Origin of the sequence: Mycolicibacterium confluentis (assembly GCF_010729895.1) — a bacterium.
Lineage (GTDB): Bacteria > Actinomycetota > Actinomycetes > Mycobacteriales > Mycobacteriaceae > Mycobacterium > Mycobacterium confluentis.
Genome location: NZ_AP022612.1, coordinates 447,208 through 463,578, shown reverse-complemented (window position 1 = coordinate 463,578; position 16,371 = coordinate 447,208). Strand labels below are relative to the sequence as shown.

The 16,371-nt window shown below is 67.0% G+C and carries 15 protein-coding genes; 4 read left to right on the top strand and 11 right to left on the bottom strand.

Annotated elements, in window-relative coordinates; genetic code table 11:
- Nucleotide 1: 1 nt before the first annotated feature.
- Together G6N34_RS02105 and G6N34_RS02100 are read right to left on the bottom strand one after the other, a co-directional pair.
- On the bottom strand, nucleotides 2-1,627 hold the full coding sequence (locus G6N34_RS02105; protein ID WP_085155332.1) for an AMP-binding protein: 1,626 nt from the start codon (nucleotides 1,625-1,627) through the stop codon (nucleotides 2-4).
- Entirely contained in the window at nucleotides 1,624-3,324 is a 1,701-nt protein-coding gene (locus G6N34_RS02100) for an AMP-binding protein (RefSeq protein ID WP_085155334.1), read from the bottom strand. The genes G6N34_RS02105 and G6N34_RS02100 overlap by 4 nt, the downstream gene beginning before the upstream one ends.
- Nucleotides 3,325-3,383: 59 nt before the next feature.
- Here G6N34_RS02100 and G6N34_RS02095 point away from each other — a divergent pair, with 59 nt between their 5' ends.
- Nucleotides 3,384-4,220, top strand: coding sequence for a helix-turn-helix transcriptional regulator (locus G6N34_RS02095; protein ID WP_085155336.1), 837 nt, complete (start codon nucleotides 3,384-3,386; stop codon nucleotides 4,218-4,220).
- On the opposite strand, the gene G6N34_RS02090 is transcribed toward G6N34_RS02095, so the two are convergent.
- Both G6N34_RS02090 and G6N34_RS02085 read right to left on the bottom strand, forming a co-directional pair.
- On the bottom strand, nucleotides 4,217-6,037 hold the full coding sequence (locus tag G6N34_RS02090) for an ABC transporter ATP-binding protein (RefSeq protein ID WP_085155338.1): 1,821 nt from the start codon (nucleotides 6,035-6,037) through the stop codon (nucleotides 4,217-4,219). The two genes, G6N34_RS02095 and G6N34_RS02090, sit on opposite strands and share 4 nt — an antisense overlap.
- Nucleotides 5,988-7,952, bottom strand: coding sequence for an ABC transporter ATP-binding protein (locus G6N34_RS02085; RefSeq protein WP_085155463.1), 1,965 nt, complete (start codon nucleotides 7,950-7,952; stop codon nucleotides 5,988-5,990). Before G6N34_RS02085 ends, G6N34_RS02090 begins: the two co-directional genes overlap by 50 nt.
- A gap of 207 nt (nucleotides 7,953-8,159) precedes the next feature.
- Between G6N34_RS02085 and prrA the strand changes: the two genes are divergently transcribed.
- On the top strand, nucleotides 8,160-8,870 hold the full coding sequence (prrA, locus tag G6N34_RS02080; RefSeq protein ID WP_163645601.1) for a two-component system response regulator PrrA: 711 nt from the start codon (nucleotides 8,160-8,162) through the stop codon (nucleotides 8,868-8,870).
- Between the two features lie 82 nt (nucleotides 8,871-8,952).
- On the opposite strand, the gene arfC is transcribed toward prrA, so the two are convergent.
- From arfC to G6N34_RS02065, 4 genes are all read right to left on the bottom strand, one after another.
- Nucleotides 8,953-9,465 carry a channel accessory protein ArfC, sunset domain variant gene (gene arfC, locus G6N34_RS02075; protein WP_085155342.1) on the bottom strand — a complete coding sequence of 171 codons (513 nt, stop codon included), beginning with the start codon at nucleotides 9,463-9,465 and terminating at the stop codon, nucleotides 8,953-8,955.
- Nucleotides 9,462-9,617: a channel accessory protein ArfB gene (arfB, locus tag G6N34_RS27560; protein WP_165763673.1), complete on the bottom strand. Its 156-nt coding sequence runs from the start codon at nucleotides 9,615-9,617 to the stop codon at nucleotides 9,462-9,464. The genes arfC and arfB overlap by 4 nt, the downstream gene beginning before the upstream one ends.
- 12 nt (nucleotides 9,618-9,629) lie before the next feature.
- Nucleotides 9,630-10,646 (bottom strand): channel-forming protein ArfA/OmpATb, encoded by a 1,017-nt coding sequence (arfA, locus tag G6N34_RS02070; protein ID WP_085155343.1) that lies wholly within the window; start codon nucleotides 10,644-10,646, stop codon nucleotides 9,630-9,632.
- A 163-nt stretch (nucleotides 10,647-10,809) separates the two neighbouring features.
- Nucleotides 10,810-11,172 carry an FKBP-type peptidyl-prolyl cis-trans isomerase gene (locus tag G6N34_RS02065; RefSeq protein ID WP_085155345.1) on the bottom strand — a complete coding sequence of 121 codons (363 nt, stop codon included), beginning with the start codon at nucleotides 11,170-11,172 and terminating at the stop codon, nucleotides 10,810-10,812.
- Between the two features lie 46 nt (nucleotides 11,173-11,218).
- Here G6N34_RS02065 and G6N34_RS02060 point away from each other — a divergent pair, with 46 nt between their 5' ends.
- Together G6N34_RS02060 and G6N34_RS02055 are read left to right on the top strand one after the other, a co-directional pair.
- Nucleotides 11,219-11,482, top strand: coding sequence for a DUF2630 family protein (locus G6N34_RS02060; protein WP_085155347.1), 264 nt, complete (start codon nucleotides 11,219-11,221; stop codon nucleotides 11,480-11,482).
- A 4-nt stretch (nucleotides 11,483-11,486) separates the two neighbouring features.
- Nucleotides 11,487-13,052, top strand: a complete 1,566-nt coding sequence (locus G6N34_RS02055; RefSeq protein WP_085155349.1) for a phytoene desaturase family protein — start codon at nucleotides 11,487-11,489, stop codon at nucleotides 13,050-13,052.
- On the opposite strand, the gene G6N34_RS02050 is transcribed toward G6N34_RS02055, so the two are convergent.
- The 3 genes from G6N34_RS02050 to G6N34_RS02040 all read right to left on the bottom strand — a co-directional run bounded on the left by G6N34_RS02050 (nucleotide 13,049) and on the right by G6N34_RS02040 (nucleotide 16,331).
- Nucleotides 13,049-13,459: a MarR family winged helix-turn-helix transcriptional regulator gene (locus tag G6N34_RS02050; protein ID WP_085155350.1), complete on the bottom strand. Its 411-nt coding sequence runs from the start codon at nucleotides 13,457-13,459 to the stop codon at nucleotides 13,049-13,051. The two genes, G6N34_RS02055 and G6N34_RS02050, sit on opposite strands and share 4 nt — an antisense overlap.
- Nucleotides 13,443-14,906 (bottom strand): MFS transporter, encoded by a 1,464-nt coding sequence (locus G6N34_RS02045; RefSeq protein ID WP_109788645.1) that lies wholly within the window; start codon nucleotides 14,904-14,906, stop codon nucleotides 13,443-13,445. Before G6N34_RS02045 ends, G6N34_RS02050 begins: the two co-directional genes overlap by 17 nt.
- Before the next feature lie 126 nt (nucleotides 14,907-15,032).
- A complete protein-coding gene (locus G6N34_RS02040; protein WP_085155352.1) occupies nucleotides 15,033-16,331 on the bottom strand; it encodes a citrate synthase in 1,299 nt (432 codons plus the stop codon).
- Nucleotides 16,332-16,371 lie beyond the last annotated feature (40 nt).

The following is a 16,371-nucleotide window of genomic DNA, read 5'->3' as shown; positions in this document are numbered from 1 at the left end:
GTCAGAGTCCAAGGATCCGCGCGGTCTCCTCGCGCATCTCGACCTTGCGCACCTTGCCCGTGACCGTCATCGGGAACTCGTCGACCACGTGCACGTAGCGCGGAATCTTGTAGTGCGCCAACTTGGCGGAGGCGTACTCCCGCAAGGACTCCACGGTGAGCGCGGCACGCCCCGGTCGCATCCGGATCCAGGCGCAGATCTCCTCGCCGTACTTCTCGTCGGGAACACCGATCACCTGCGCGTCCTCGACGTCGGGGTGGGCGTAGAGGAACTCCTCGATCTCACGCGGATAGATGTTCTCGCCGCCGCGGATCACCATGTCCTTGATCCGCCCGACCACCGTGCAGTAGCCGTCCTCGCGCATGACCGCCAGATCCCCGGTATGCATCCACCCGTCGGCGTCGACGGCGTCGCGCGTCTTGGCCTCGTCATTCCAGTAGCCCAGCATCACCGAGTAACCGCGGGTGCAGAATTCGCCCGGTTCGCCTCGCGGCACGACGACACCGGTGTCCGGGTCGACGATCTTGATCTCCACGTGCGGGTGCGCACGACCGATGGTGGCGGTCCGGCGTTCCAGATCGTCGTCGATGCGGGTCTGACACGACACCGGGGATGTCTCGGTCATGCCATAGGCGATGGCCACCTCGGACATGTGCATATCGCCGACGCAGCGCTTCATCACCTCGACTGGGCACACCGCGCCCGCCATGATGCCGGTCCGCAGCGAGGACAGATCGAAGTTCTCGAACGACGGGTGCGACTGCATCGCGATGAACATCGTCGGGACGCCGTAAACCCCTGTGCACCTTTCTTTCTGGACCGCATGCAGGGTGTATCCGGGGTCGAAACCGGGGCCGGGAATCACGATTGTGGCACCGTGGGTCGTGCAGCCGAGATTGCCCATGACCATGCCGAAGCAGTGGTAGAACGGCACGGGGATGCACAACCGGTCCCCCACGTCGAGCTTGATCAGGTCAGTGACGAAGTAGCCGTTGTTGAGGATGTTGCGGTGCGACAGCGTGGCCCCTTTGGGGAAACCCGTTGTCCCGGACGTGTACTGGATGTTGATCGGATCGTGGTTCGACAGGCTCGCCATCCGGGCCCGCAGTTGGTCCTCACTGACCTCGTCGGCGCGCGCCCGCAGGTTCGACCAGTCGTCGGTGCCCAGAAACACCACGTCGACCAACTCGGACGCGTCGGATCTGACCTCGGCCACCATTGCCACGAAGTCGGCGTCGCGAAACCCGGCCGCCGAGATCAGCGTCCGCACGCCGGACTGGCCCAGCACGTAGGCCAGTTCGCTGGTGCGGTAGGCCGGGTTGACCGTGACCAGAATGGCGCCGATCTTCGCCGTGGCGAACTGCACGATGACCCACTCAGGACCGTTCGGCGCCCAGATGCCGACCCGGTCACCGCGCTGAATGCCGAGGGCCATCAACGCCTTTGCCGTGGTGTTGATGTCGTCGTCGAGTTCGGCGTAGGTCCAGCGACGCCCACCGGCCACGTCGACAAGGGCTTCGGTGTCGGGGTGCTCAGCCGCGACACGTTCGAAGTTGGCCCCCACCGTCTCCTCGAGAATCGGGCGATCGGTGGGGCCCGCGGCGTAGGACTCGGACACAGCGTTCATCGGAGCAGGTCCTCGTAGCGGTATTCGGTGGCGATCGGGGTGCCGTCCCGGTGCGCATCCTCTTCACGTCTGCGCAGTTCGACCCGGCGGATCTTGCCGGACACGGTCTTCGGCAGCTCGGCGAACTCGACGCGACGCACCTTCAAGTACGGCGCCAGGTGATCGCGCGAGTACTCGAGGATCGCGCGGGCCGTCTCGGCGCCGTCGGCCCAGCCCTCGGCCAACGTCACATAGGCCTTCGGAATCGCCAGGCGGGTGTCGTCGGGTTGCGGGACCACCGCTGCCTCGACCACAGCCGGGTGCTCGATGAGCACGCTCTCCAGTTCAAAGGGCGACACCTTGTAGTCCGAAGACTTGAACACGTCGTCGGTGCGTCCGATGTAGGTGATGTAGCCGTCCTCGTCACGGCTGGCGACGTCACCGGTGTGGTAGTGACCGCCGGCCATCACCTCCCGGTTGCGCTCGGGATCGCCCAGATAACCCGTCATCAGGTTGAGCGGAGCCTGGCTGAGGTCCAGGCAGATCTCACCCTCGTCGGCGAGCTCACCGCTCAGCGGGTCGACGAGGATCACCGGCACGCCCGGCATCGGCCGGCCCATCGATCCGGCCTTGACCGGCTGTCCCGGGGTGTTGCCGATCTGCAGCGTGGTCTCGGTCTGGCCGAACCCGTCGCGGATGGTCAGCCCCCAGGCCCGCTCGACGGTGCCGATCACCTCGGGGTTGAGTGGCTCACCGGCACCGAGGATTTCGCGCAGACCCGCAGGCCGCTCACCGAGGTCGGCCTGAATCAGCATGCGCCACACCGTCGGAGGAGCACAGAACGTGTTGACGTCGGCCCTGCGGAGCTGGTCCAGCAGCGCCGCGGCATCGAAACGCGCGTAGTTGTAGACGAAGATCGTGGCCTCGGCGATCCACGGCGCGAAGAAACAACTCCACGCGTGCTTGGCCCATCCGGGGCTGCTGATCGCCAGGTGGGTGTCCCCGGGCTGGACGCCGATCCAGGCCATCGTCGACATATGCCCGACGGGATAGCTCGTCTGGGAGTGCTCGACCAGTTTGGGACGGCTGGTGGTGCCGGAGGTGAAGTACACGAGCAGAGGGTCGTCGACCGCGGTGCCCGGCTGGAACGGGCCCTCGGATTCGACGTCCGCCGACTCGGCGTAGGACCGCCACCCCGGCAGGTCGCCCCCGACCACGATGCGTCCGTAGTCACCCTCGACGTCGTCGAACTTCGGCGCGTCGACGATGTCGGCGATCACAAACCGCGCCGCGCCCCGGCTGATCCGGTCGGCCAGGTCGGCCGGACCCAGCGCTCCCGTCGTGGGCATCACGACGGCGCCCAGTTTGGCGACCGCGAGCATCGACTCCCACAGTTCGACCTGGTTGCCCAGCATCAGGATCACCCGGTCGCCCCTGCCTACGCCGAGGGCGCGCAGCCACGTGGCGAGCTGGTCGGAACGGCTCGCCATCTGCGCGAACGTGACCTTGGTTTCGCTGCCGTCCTCTTCGAGGATCCACAGCGCCAGGCGTTCGGCGGTACCGGGCTCGCGGGCGATCACGTCGAACCAGTCGGTCGCCCAGTTGAACGTGCCCTCCAGACGGGGCCACTCGAATGTGGCGACCGCTTTGTCGTAGTCGGTGAGAACAGTGACGAGCTGATCGCGCGCGCTGCGATAGCGATCTGTATTCGATCCCATGGGGAATAGGATCTACGTCACACCCGCCCCACCGCCACCCCCGAAAGAGGGTAGATCCGATGCCCGTCGAACGGTTGCTGCGTCCGCGCGACGCCGACGCTCTGCGTGCCGAACTGCGGTCGGTGGCCACCGAGACCGGTCTGCCGCTGACCTTCGGCGGCGAGGTGCACGGGGACACCCTGCTGCTGACCGAGTTCCTCGGCACGCGCACGGCCGCGATGCGCGGGCTGGCGGTGCGGCCCAGCGCCGGACTCGGCGGGGCGACCGTGGTGGCGCGGCGCCCGCTGTCGGTGCCCGACTACCGGCGCGCCTCGGCGATCACCCACGACTACGACGAACCGGTGCTCACCGAGGGCATCACCTCGATCCTCGCGGTGCCCGTCCTGGTCGACGGCAGGCCCCGCGCCGTGCTCTACGGCGCCCACCGCGACGCGGCACCGATCGGCGACCGCACCGCGGCCGCGATGCTGTCCTCGGCGCGCCGACTGAGCCATGAACTGACCATCCGCGACGAGGTCGACCGCAGGCTTCGGTTGCGTGACGCGCAGACCGCCCAGTTCGGTGACGGCGCGGCACGCCCCGAGCAGGTGCGGGAGGTGCACGCCGAACTTCGCCGCCTTGCCGTCGATGCCCCGGCGCCACTGCAGGGGCAGCTTCGCCGGCTGGCCGACTTGCTGACCGCCGAACATCCGCCGGGCAGTGTCCCTCTGACGTCACGGGAACTCGACGTCCTGTCCCAGGTGGCGCTGGGCTGCACCAACAAGGAAGCCGCCCAACGCCTCTCGCTCAAGCCCGAGACCGTCAAGAGCTACCTGCGCAGCGCGGCGGCCAAGCTCGGCACCAGCACGCGGCATGAGGCTGTCAGTCGGGCCCGGCGCGCGCGCCTGATTCCCTAGACCAGCGACCGCACCCAGGCCTCATGCAGTGCGGCGTAATGCCCGTCGCCGCGGACCAGTTCGGCGGGTGGGCCGTCCTCGAGGATCCGGCCATGCTCAAGCACCAGCACACGGTCGGCGATCTCAACCGTCGAAAGCCGGTGGGCGATCACCAGGGCCGTGCGATCGGCCAGCACGGTCTTCAAGGCGCGCTGCACCATCCGCTCGCTGGGGATGTCGAGTGAGGACGTCGCCTCGTCGAGGATCAGCACCGCAGGATCGGCCAGGAACGCGCGCGCGAACGCCACCAGTTGGCGCTGTCCGGCCGACAGCCGACCACCGCGCTTGGCCACGTCGGTCTCGTAGCCGTCGGGCAGGGCCGCGATGAACCGGTCGGCTCCGACGGCCTCGGCCGCGGCGATCACCTCGGCGTCGGTGGCCTCGGGGCGGCCGAAGCGGATGTTGTCGGCGACAGTGCCCGAGAACATGAAGTTCTCCTGCGTGACCATGACGACGTGGCGGCGCAGTTCGTCCTGAGGGAGGTTCCGCAGGTCGATCCCGTCGAGTCGGACCACCCCGGACGTCGGGTCGTAGAACCGCGCGATCAGCTTCGCGATGGTGGTTTTGCCGGCCCCGGTGGTGCCCACCAATGCGACGGTCTGACCCGCGGGCACCACGAGGTCGAGGTCGGGCAGCACGGGCCGATTGGGCACGTAGGAGAACCCCACGTGGTCGAGTTCGACCTGGCCGCGCACCGTCGTGAGCGTCTCCGGGTGCTCGGGATCGGCGATCGCGGGCTTCTGGGCGAGTACGCCGGCCAGCTTCTCCAGTGCCGAGGAGGCGGACTGGAAGGTGTTGAAGAACTGCGTGATCTCCTGCATGGGCTCGAAGAACATCCGCAGATACAGCAGGAAGGCGGTGAGCGTGCCGATCGTCATTTCGCCGTGCAGCACTCGGTAGCCGCCGTAGAGCAGCACCACGCCCGTGGTGATGTTGCCGACCAGTTTGACGCCGGGCATGAAGATCGCGACCAGCTTGAACGTCTTCTCGTTGATGTCGCGGTAGCGGTCGGCGACGTCGTCGAAGATCTCCTGGTTGCGGCCCTCGCGCCGGTAGGCCTGCACGGCCTTGATGCCGGTCATGGTCTCGACGAACTGCACGATCACCAGGGCGGCGCTCTCGCGCACCTCACGGTAGGTCTTGGCCGATTCGGTGCGGAACCAGGCCGCGAGCGCAACCAGGATGGGGAAGGCCACCAGGCACACCAGGCCCAGGCGCCAGTCCAGCACGATCAGCAGGACCGCGGTGCCGCCGAGGGTCAGCACGGCGGTGATCAGGCTGTCGAACCCGGTCTGCAGCATCTCCTGGATGGCTTCGATGTCGTTGGTCGAGCGGCTGACCACGCGACCGGAGGTGTAGCGGTCGTGGAACGCCACGTCGAGGCGGCCGAAGTGGCGGAACACGCGGCGCCGCAGTTCGAGCAGCACCTTCTGCCCCACCTGACCGGAGCGCTTGAGGAACACCATCCGGCTGACGGCCTGCACGCACACCACCACGCACAGCGCGGCCACGATCATCATGAGTTCGCGCGCCGGTCCGCCCTCGGCGATCGGTGGGATGCCGCGGTCGATACCGCGTTGCACCAGCAGCGGCACTGAGAGCCGGGCAGCGTTCTCCACCACGACGATCACGGCCAGCACCGCGACGGTGGCCCGGAACGGCGTCAGCAGTGAGTAGAGCAGATCGCGTGCCTCGCGCCGCCGCGGCAGCGCCTCGTCGATCGGCAGGTCATCGTCGGCCTTCTCGTCCAGCCGGCCGCGCCAGACTGTCTCGCTCATCGCTCACCTCCTCGTCCCGACTCTGTTCGGTGTATGTGCGGCCCAACCGATTCCACTCCTCGTCGGCCTCCCAGGTGGTGGCGCATTCGAGGTCGTCGTTGAGCCCGTCGTCGGCGGCCAGCAGGTCCCGGTACTCCGGGACCTCCGCCAACAGTTGGGTGTGAGTGCCGACATGGGTGATGCGCCCGTCGGCCAGCAGCGCGACCCGGTCGGCCAGCAGGACCGTCGAAGCCCGATGCGCGACAACGATTCCCGTGACCCCGCCCAGCACCCGATGCAGGGCCTCGGTGACCTCGGCCTCGGTGTGCACGTCCAGCGCGGACAGGGTGTCGTCGAGGACCAGGACCTTGGGGTCGGCCAGGATGGCCCGGGCCAGTGCCAGGCGCTGACGCTGACCGCCGGACAGGCTCATGCCCTGCTCGCCGATCCGGGTGTCCAGGCCGTAGGGCAGGTCGTAGACGAAGTCGGCCGCGGCGATGTCGATGGCGCGGGCGAGGTCCTCATCGCTGGCTTCGGACCGGCCCAGGCGCAGGTTCTCGGCCACCGACATCGAGAACAGCGTCGGGTCTTCGAACGCCGTGGCCACCGCGCCGCGAAGCGCGGACAGCGTCATGTCGCGGATGTCGATGCCGTCCAGCAGGATTCGGCCCTCGGTGACGTCATACAAGCGGGACAACAGCGCCACCAGGACGGACTTGCCCGACCCGGTCGCACCGACCAGGGCCACCGTTTCGCCCGGTTCGATCGTGAGGTTGACGTGCCGCAGGGCACTCTCGGCGGCACCAGGGAACCGGAACCCGACATCGACGAGTTCCAGCCGGCCGGCCCGCGGCGGGTCCGCGATCGGTCCGTCCTCGATCTCGCGAGGCGCGTCGAAGATCTCCGCGATGCGGTTGGACGCCGTCATCGACTCCTGCATCATCGACAGCAGAAACCCCAGCGACGCGATCGGCCACACCAGCGACAGCATCATCGTGATGAACGCGACCAGGGTTCCCATCGTCACCAGGCCGTGGCCGGCGGCGTACGCCCCGAATCCGAGCACCACGATCAGCGTCAGGTTGGGGATGACCTCGAGCAGGGTCCAGAACCGCGCCGACACCCCGACCTTGCGGACCTGAAGGTCGTAGAGCGCTGTGGCCTCGGTGTCGAACCTGTCGAACACGTACTCCTCGCGGCCGAATGACTTCACCACCCGCACGCCCAGTGCGGCCTCCTCGACGTGGGTGGCCACCACGCCGGACTGATCTTGGGCCTGCCGGGACAACCGGGTGAACTGCCGCTCGAAATGCAGCACGGTCAACGTGATCGGCACGATCGACACCACCACGACGACGCCCAGCGGCCAGTACATCGCCAGCAGGATGCCCGTCACCACGGTGATCTGGATGACGTTGAGCAGGAGGAACACCAGCCCGAACGACAGGAAGCGACGGATGGTCGCCAGGTCGTTCATGACGCGGGACAGCAGTTGGCCGGACTCCCAGCGGCCGTGGAAGGACATCGGCAGGATCTGCAGGCGCGCGTAGAGATCCTTGCGGATGTCGGCCTCCACGCCCATCGTGGCGCGCGCCACCAGCCAGCGCCGGATGAACCACAGGACCGCTTCGGTGATGCCGACCCCCAGCGCGGCGGCGCCCAGAATCCACAGCCCCTGCTGGTCCTGATGACGCACAGGGCCGTCGATGACGGCCCTGGTCATCAGCGGGATCGCGATCGTGGCGCCCAGGCTGACCAGCGCGACCACGATCATCGTGATCCAGCGGGCCCGGTACGGCAGCAGGTACGGCAGCAGCCGGATCAGGTCGGAACTGCCCCTGATCCGGGCGGGCGGCGGTGCTATCGACGCTGCCAACGGCTCATCGCTCCTCAATTGCAGATGCGTGCTCTCACACTTACCCGACCCGTGCGACATCAACGCCATGGCCGGACCCCTGATTCCGATGCTCGCACGTCGGGCAACCGAAATTCACCGCGCCAGCCGATCGCCGTCGACCTGCGGCGATACGTCCTGAAGGCCGGGTTGGCCGTCGCTTGGCGTGGATCCATGACGGCCACGCTAAGACCTCAACCATTGATGAGGTCAACCGCTTCCCACGTTCGCGGGCAGCGATCAGGCAAGATTGGCGACATGGACAGTGGTGCAGGTTCCCCTCGGGTCTTGGTCGTCGATGACGATGCCGACGTGCTGGCGTCCCTTGAGCGCGGTCTGCGACTCTCCGGTTTCGAGGTCTCGACCGCGGTCGACGGCGCCGAAGCACTGCGCAGCGCCACCGAGACCCGGCCGGATGCGATCGTGCTCGACATCAACATGCCCGTGCTCGACGGCGTCAGCGTGGTGACCGCGCTGCGGGCCATGGACAACGACGTGCCGGTCTGCGTGCTGTCGGCCCGCAGTTCGGTGGACGACCGGGTCGCCGGCCTGGAAGCCGGAGCCGACGACTACCTCGTCAAGCCGTTCGTACTTGCCGAACTCGTCGCGCGGGTGCGGGCGCTGCTGCGCCGACGCGGCGCCACCGCGACGTTCTCGTCCGAGACCATCGCGGTCGGTCCGCTCGAGGTCGACATCCCGGGCCGCCGTGCCCGCGTCAACGGTGTCGACGTCGACCTGACCAAGCGTGAGTTCGATCTTCTGGCCGTGCTCGCTGAGCACAAGACCGCGGTGCTCTCACGGGCTCAACTGCTCGAACTGGTGTGGGGCTACGACTTCGCGGCCGACACCAACGTCGTCGACGTGTTCATCGGGTACCTGCGGCGCAAGCTTGAGGCCGGTGGTGCGCCGCGTCTGCTGCACACCGTGCGCGGCGTGGGGTTTGTGCTCAGGACGCAGTAGCGCGGTCACACCGCAGCGTTTTGTGCGGAACTGCAGGCTTTTTCGACGAATAGCCTGCAATTCCGCACATTTTGCGGGCGTTCTACTTATTGCCCTGGCTGCGGATATCCCAGCGCTGGAAGCCCGCGCGTTCGGCGTCCTCGACCTTCTGGAACCAGACCTCGGCGACGGTCTGCTCATACGACGGGCTTTCGGTGGTGTGGTAGAGCATCGAGTCCTCGTTGCCCTTGATCGTGTACCCCGACGGGCCCGTCGCACTTCCCGACGCCAGGCGCACCGACCCGGCACCGAATGGCGCCTCGTCGGCGATCTCCACGTCACCGGTGCCCCCGGTCGCCTTCGCTGCGGCAGCAGCCCCCGCGACGCCAGCACCGGCACCTGCGGCCAGGCCCGCGGCCTTGGCACCGGAGGCGCCCGAGGCTTCGGATGCACCCGACGTATCCACCGTGGGCGCGCCCACGTCACCCTTCGGGCCGCGACCCAGCGGGGCGTAAATCGGCACCTCACGGGTGACCCGGCGGATCATGAAGGCGAGCGTCAACAGCACGCCGAGCACGAACGCCAAGGCCATCAGCCACCAGTTCACGTCGCTCATCGTGTTTCTCCTATCTGACGCGAACCGGGCAGGTCGGCGAACGCCTCCTCCTCGCTGGTGCGCCGAATCGTGACGACGGCGATCAGCCAGGCGACAAGAGAGCCGACCAGGAACGCCAACAGGTACCAGAGCCATTGAATGACGAAGTCCATGTCGAATCCTCCTCAGCTGACCGTGATCTCGACGCGACGGTTCTTGGCCTTGCCCTCGGCCGTGTCGTTGCTGGCGATCGGGTTGGCCGAACCGTGTCCCTGTGAGGTCACAAGATCGGTCCCGACGCCCTGCGACACCAGGTAGTCCGCCACGGCCTTGGCGCGGTTGCCGCTCAGCGGGACGTTGATGGCGTCGTTGCCGCTGCTGTCGGTGTAGCCGTCGACCTTGATCCGAACCTCGGGGCACGCCGTGATCTTCTGCGCCACCTGCTTCAGCATCTGCTGGCTGCCCGGCGTCAGCGTGAAACCGTCGGTCTGGAAGTTGATCGGCGCGTTGAGTGCCGCGGTGATGTCGGCCTGCAGGTTCGCGCATTCACCGGCGGGCGCCGGCGCGGGCGAAGCCGGAGCAGGCGTGGCTGCACCGGGGGCACCCGGAGCACCGACGCGAATCTGGTTGTCGATCTTGACGTTCGGCCACGCGGACGTGGCGGCCGCCTCGACTGCCGCCTTGACCTCTTCGGTCGGCGCCGTGCCCGTCAAGGTGATGGTGTCGCCGTCGAGCTTCCAGTTGAAGTCTGGGATGTCGACCGCAGCCTTGAACACCGCGCCCAGACCGGAGAGGTCCGGAGCGTCGACGCCGGCCTTGATGTTCAACTGATCGATCAGATTCACATCCGGGCCGAAAACACCGCGGAGTGAATCGAGCAGTCCATTCTTGGCGGCCTCATCGGGCAGGTCGCCAGTGAGGGTGATGTCATTGCCATTGCGCAGAATCGACAGCGCTGAGGCCACGGCCGGCACCGTCACCTCGGGTGCACTCGCCGGTGGGACTGTGACCGACGGCGCTGTACTCGGCAGCGACACCTCGGTGTCCTGGGCGGACTTATCAAGCAGGCCCCAGCCCAGAAGTCCGAGCAACAGCGGAATGGCCAAAAGCGCCAATAACCACCCGATTCCCGGGGACTGACGGTAGAGCCTGGATGCCGTTCGCCACCCTGTGACAGTGCGCGTTTCTTCGGGATCCGACATTGGACCTCCATCGTCGTGCATTCGGTTAGCTCACGTGAACGACTTTTAGCCTAGAACACCGGCATCCAGGAAGGACGGGATCCACAAACCCTGACTGAATAGCCAGCGACGGCCGAGGCGGATATCACCGCCCCGGCCGTCGTCGAGGAAAAGCAGTTTGCTGTTAGCGCGTGCCGAGCAGGTCGATCACGAATATCAGCGTCTTGCCGGACAACCGGTGCCCGCCGCCCGCGGGGCCGTATGCCTGTGCGGGCGGAATGGTCAGCTTGCGCCGTCCACCGACCTTCATTCCGGGAATGCCGTCCTGCCAGCCCTGGATCAGCCCGCGCAACGGGAACTCGATGCTCTGCCCGCGATCCCACGAGCTGTCGAATTCCTCGCCGGTGTCATATTCGACGCCGACGTAATGAACCTCGACCGTGCCACCCGGCACCGCCTCCGCGCCCTCGCCCACCACCAGGTCTTCGATGACCAGTTCTGCCGGCGCGGGGCCGTCGGGGAACTCGATCTCAGGTTTGTTCGTCATTGCAATGACCTTAGTCCGCGGCCTCTCGATCGGGCACACTTGCAAGATGGCTGCACAGCACCAATCCGACGACAGAGACACCCTGTCCCGCATTCACGAATTGGTGGCCGAAGAGAAGGCTCTCCGGTCGCGCCTGCAGAAGAGCGAGATCACCGAATCCGAGGAACACGACCGCCTGCGGAACATCGAGATCGCCCTCGACCAGTGCTGGGACCTGCTGCGCCAGCGTCGCGCGCTCCGCTCCAGCGGAGGGGATCCCGGCGATGCCAGCGTGCGCCCCGGCGACGAAGTCGAGCGTTACCAGAACTGAAGCGATGACTGAGACCATCGACGTCGCCGTCGTCGGCGGCGGCCACAACGGGCTGGTCGCCGCGGCGTACCTGGCGCGGGCGGGTCGACGGGTGCGAGTGCTGGAACGGCAGCCACAGGTCGGCGGGGCCGCGGTGTCGGCGCAGGCGTTCCCGGGAGTCGACGCGCACTTGTCGCGGTACTCGTACCTGGTCAGCCTGCTGCCGCGGCAGATCATCGACGATCTCGGCGCACCGCTGCAACTGGCCCGCAGGCGCTACTCGTCCTACACCCCCGATCCGTCCACCGAGGGCCGCACAGGCCTGCTGATCGGGATCGAGCCCGATTCTGCGGCGTTCGCGGCTATTGGGGCAGAGGCCGATGCCGCCGGGTTCGCCCAGTTCTACCGCCGCGCAGGGATCGTCACCGAACGTCTGTGGCCCACTCTGCTGGAACCGCTGCGCACTCGCACGCAGGCCCGGCAGTTGATCCTCGACAGCGGCGACAACGATGCCGCGCTTGCCTGGGACATGGTGACGGAGCACCCGATCGCCGACGCCATCACGGCTGCGGTGGAGAACGACGTGGTTCGGGGCGTGGTCGCCACCGACGCTCTGATCGGAACATTCGCGCGCACGTGCGAACCGAGCCTGCGACAGAACATCTGCCTGCTCTACCACCTGCTGGGCGGCGGTACCGGCGACTGGGATGTGCCGATCGGAGGCATGGGCGCGGTCACCAGCGCACTGGCCGCTTCCGCCACCCGCTTCGGCGCCGACATCGTCACCGGGGCAGAGGTTTTCGCGATCACCCCGGACGGCGAGGTGCGCTACCGGCAGGACGGCCGCGAGCACGTCGTCGCCGCGGGTCATGTGCTGGCGAACGTGACACCGGCGGTGCTTGCGCAACTTGTCGGCGAAGCGGTCCCGGTCACCGCGCCCGGCGCCCAGGTCAAGGTCAACCTGATGTTGCGCAGGCTGCCCCGACTGCGCGACGACTCTGTGACACCCGAGCAGGCTTTCGGCGGGACGTTCCACATCAACGAGACCTGGTCCCAACTCGACGCCGCCCACCAGCAGGCCGTCGGCGGTGCCATCCCGGATCCTCTTCCGTGCGAGATCTACTGCCATTCGCTGGCCGACCCCTCCATCCTGTCCCCCGAACTGCGCGCCTCCGGAGCGCAGACCCTGACGGTGTTCGGCCTGCACACCCCGCACGGACTCACCGTCGGCACTGATCCCGACGACATCCGCACCCGCCTCACCGACGCCGTGCTGCGATCGTTGAATTCGGTTCTTGCCGAACCTGTTCAGGATGTGGTGATGCTCGACGGCGAGGGCCAGCCGTGCATCGAGGCCAAGACCACCGCCGACCTCGAGGCCACGCTGGGGATGACGGCAGGCAACATCTTCCACGGCGCGCTCAGTTGGCCGTTCGCCGGCGACGACGATCAACTGGACACCGCGGCGCGGCGTTGGGGTGTGGCCACCGCGCACGAGCGCATCCTGATGTGCGGTTCCGGTGCGCTGCGGGGCGGGGCGGTGTCGGGGATCGGCGGGCACAACGCCGCGATGGCCGTCCTGCCCGGTTAGGCCCGCAGTTTCGCGAGCAGGTCCCGCAGGGCGGTGAGTTCGCTGCCGTCCAGGGCGCGAAGCGATGCGGGCGCCGGGTCGTCGATGCCCTCGATGACCTGCACCATGGCGCGCCCCTCCCCAGTCAGCGACACCACCTTGCACCGCCGGTTCGAGGGGTCCACTTCGCGCACCACCAGGCCGCGCTCCTCGAGATCGTTGACCGCCACCGTCGCCGCGGGGGCGTCCACCGTGGCGGCCTGCGCGATCTGTTTGACGGTCAACGGTTCCCGGACGAGACGGCGCAGGATGCGAATTCGGCTGAATGGCAGCCCGGTTCGCTCCACAACGGCCCTTTTCCAGGTGTCCTTGTTGTCGATCACGAACTTGGACATCTCAAGCCAGACGGCGTCAGCGGTGTCCGGCATCGACCCTCCTCTGGCGCTCGGGCGGTCCGGCGATGAGCGGCGCCAGACGGTCGGCCGACCGCAGCGCCCGCGGGGACGTCGAGACGAGGCCCAGGACGATGACCACCAGGCCAAGCAGCGCGCAGATCACCCACAGCGGGCGGGATTCGGCGGTGAAATTCGTTGTGGGCGAGGCGATCGCGAGACCGGCAACCGAACCGCACAGGGCCACGCCAAGACTGACGCCCACCTGCCTGCTGGTCGACGCGACGGCTGAGGCCGCCCCTGCCCGGTCCAGCGGCATCCCGCTGACAGCGGCCGTGGTGATCGGTGCGTTGACCATGCTGAAGCCGACGCCGAACACCGCGAAGATCACGATGAGCTGCCAGGTCTGGGTGTGGGCCGTCATCAGCGACATCAGCACCGTCGCACCGGTGATCAGAGTGCCCGCGACGAGAAGTGAAGGGCGGCTGCCGAATCTGGCCACGAGCCGGCCTGACAGCGGTGAGAAGATCAGCGCGCCGACCGCCAGCGGCAGGTACAGCAGGCCCGTGTGCATGGCCGTGTAACCCAGGTGCCCCTGCAGATACAGCGACATCATGAACAGGAAGGCGCCGTAGGCCGCGAACGCACAGATCCCGATGACCGTCGCCGAGGCGAACGGGATGCTGCGGAAGAAACGGAGGTCGATGAACGGGTCGTGATGGCGCCCCTCCCAGTACAGAAAACCCGCGGCGGCGAGCACGGCGACGGCGCCGGCCGTCACCGTCATCGGCGCCTGCCAACCGTGACTGGGCCCTTCGATCAGGACGTAGACCATCCCGAAAAGCGTTGCCATACCCAGCAGTTGGCCGATGGGGTCCCAGTCGCGCACGGTCGACGATCTGCTCGCGGGCACGAACACCGCGGTCAGCACGATCGCCAGTGCGCAGATGGGCAGGTTGATCCAGAACACCGATCGCCACCCGACGTACTCGATCAGCGCCCCGCCGACGATGGGCCCCAGCGCCATCGAAATGCCGACCACCCCGCCCCAGATGCCGATCGCGCGGGCCCGTTCGGCCCTATCGGTGAAGACCTGGGTGATGATCGACATCGCCACCGGATTGAGCATCGACCCGCCCACGGCCTGCACGAAGCGCGCCGCAATCAGCATTTCGATGCTCGGGGCCAGGGAGCACAGCAGCGAACCGAACGCGAAGACCGTCAGACCGATCTGGAAGACCCGTCGTCTGCCCCAGCGGTCGCCTGCGGCACCGGACAACAGCAGCAGGGACGCGAGCACCAGCGTGTAGATGTCGATGACCCACTGCAGATGCGCCGCGGATGCGTCGAAGTCGGCCCGAATGGACGGGATCGCGACATTCACGATCGTCATGTCCATCGACACGATCAGCAGGCTCAGGCAGCAGGAGGCCAGGATCACCATCTTCCGGCCGCGGCTGAGCTCACCGATCGTTGCATTCACACAACGATTGTGAAACTACAACTGTTGGCTTGGCAAGGACCAACCCCCGCCGATATCGACGAAACGACGCTAATCACTCACACTTTCTCGCCCAAACGTTGTTATGGGCGAGAAAGAGCAGCGAGGTCAGCGGGTGCTGATGGCGGCGTAGTCGCGCTCGGTGTAGCCCGTGTAGATCTGGCGCGGACGGCCGATCTTGTTGGGCTCGGAGTGCATCTCCCGCCAGTGCGCGATCCAACCCGGCAGGCGGCCCAGCGCGAACAACACCGTGAACATGCGGGTCGGGAAGCCCATCGCCCGGTAGATCACGCCGGTGTAGTAGTCGACGTTCGGGTAGAGCTTGCGCTCGACGAAGAAGTCGTCGGTCAGCGCGATCTCCTCGAGCTGCTTGGCGATGTCCAGCAGTTCGTCGTCGCCGCCGAGCTTGCCCAGGATCTTGTCGGCCTGCTCCTTGACGATGCGCGCCCGCGGGTCGTAGTTCTTGTAGACCCGGTGACCGAAGCCCATGAGCTTGACGCCGTCCTCGCGGTTCTTGACCTTCTTGACGAAGGTCGCGACGTCGTCGTCACCCTGGCGGATCTTCTCGAGCATCTCGAGCACGGCCTGGTTGGCACCGCCGTGCAGCGGGCCCCAGAGGGCGTTGATGCCACCGGAGATCGACGTGAACAGGTTGGCCTGCGACGAGCCGACCAGGCGCACCGTCGACGTCGAGCAGTTCTGCTCGTGGTCGGCGTGCAGGATCAGCAGCATGTCGAGCGCGCGGACGATCTCGGGATCGACCTCGTAGGGCTCGGCCGGGAAGCCGAACGTCATCCGCAGGAAGTTCTCCACCAGCGTCAGCGAGTTGTCCGGGTACAGGAACGGCTGCCCCTCGGACTTCTTGTAGGCGTACGCCGCGATCGTCGGCAGCTTGGCCAGCAGGCGGATGGTCGACAGCTCGACCTGCTTGTTGTCCAGCGGGTCCAGCGAATCCTGGTAATACGCGGAAAGAGCGTTGACCGCGCTGGAGAGCACGGGCATCGGGTGCGCGTTGCGCGGGAAGCCGTCGAAGAACCGCTTGAGGTCCTCGTGCAGCAGCGTGTGGCGCTGAATCTGGGTGGTGAACTTCTCCAGCTGGTCCTTGGTCGGCAACTCACCGTAGATCAGCAGGTAGCTGACCTCGATGAAGGTCGACTTCTCGGCCAACTGCTCGATCGGATAGCCGCGGTAGCGCAGGATGCCGGCATCGCCGTCGATGTAGGTGATGGCCGACTTGGTCGACGCGGTGTTGACGAAGCCGCCGTCGAACGTCGTGTACCCGGTCTTGGAGAGCAACGACCCCAGTGCGATCCCGTCGGAACCCTCCGTCGCGGGGACGATGTCCAGGTCGAGTTCCCCACCCGGGTACTTCAGAGTCGCGGTTTCACGGGTTGAATCGTCGGCCACAAGAACCCCTTCTGCGCTTGTCGGCAGCCGCAAGTGCTGT

Bases quoted from the DNA above. Each gene is read 5' to 3' on its own strand.
- G6N34_RS02105 (WP_085155332.1), bottom strand. From the start codon at position 1,627: ATGAACGCTGTGTCCGAGTCCTACGCCGCGGGCCCCACCGATCGCCCG.
- G6N34_RS02100 (WP_085155334.1), bottom strand. From the start codon at position 3,324: ATGGGATCGAATACAGATCGCTATCGCAGCGCGCGCGATCAGCTCGTC.
- G6N34_RS02095 (WP_085155336.1), top strand. From the start codon at position 3,384: ATGCCCGTCGAACGGTTGCTGCGTCCGCGCGACGCCGACGCTCTGCGT.
- G6N34_RS02090 (WP_085155338.1), bottom strand. From the start codon at position 6,037: ATGAGCGAGACAGTCTGGCGCGGCCGGCTGGACGAGAAGGCCGACGAT.
- G6N34_RS02085 (WP_085155463.1), bottom strand. From the start codon at position 7,952: ATGTCGCACGGGTCGGGTAAGTGTGAGAGCACGCATCTGCAATTGAGG.
- arfC (WP_085155342.1), bottom strand. From the start codon at position 9,465: ATGAGCGACGTGAACTGGTGGCTGATGGCCTTGGCGTTCGTGCTCGGC.
- arfB (WP_165763673.1), bottom strand. From the start codon at position 9,617: ATGGACTTCGTCATTCAATGGCTCTGGTACCTGTTGGCGTTCCTGGTC.
- arfA (WP_085155343.1), bottom strand. From the start codon at position 10,646: ATGTCGGATCCCGAAGAAACGCGCACTGTCACAGGGTGGCGAACGGCA.
- G6N34_RS02065 (WP_085155345.1), bottom strand. From the start codon at position 11,172: ATGACGAACAAACCTGAGATCGAGTTCCCCGACGGCCCCGCGCCGGCA.
- G6N34_RS02060 (WP_085155347.1), top strand. From the start codon at position 11,219: ATGGCTGCACAGCACCAATCCGACGACAGAGACACCCTGTCCCGCATT.
- G6N34_RS02055 (WP_085155349.1), top strand. From the start codon at position 11,487: ATGACTGAGACCATCGACGTCGCCGTCGTCGGCGGCGGCCACAACGGG.
- G6N34_RS02050 (WP_085155350.1), bottom strand. From the start codon at position 13,459: ATGCCGGACACCGCTGACGCCGTCTGGCTTGAGATGTCCAAGTTCGTG.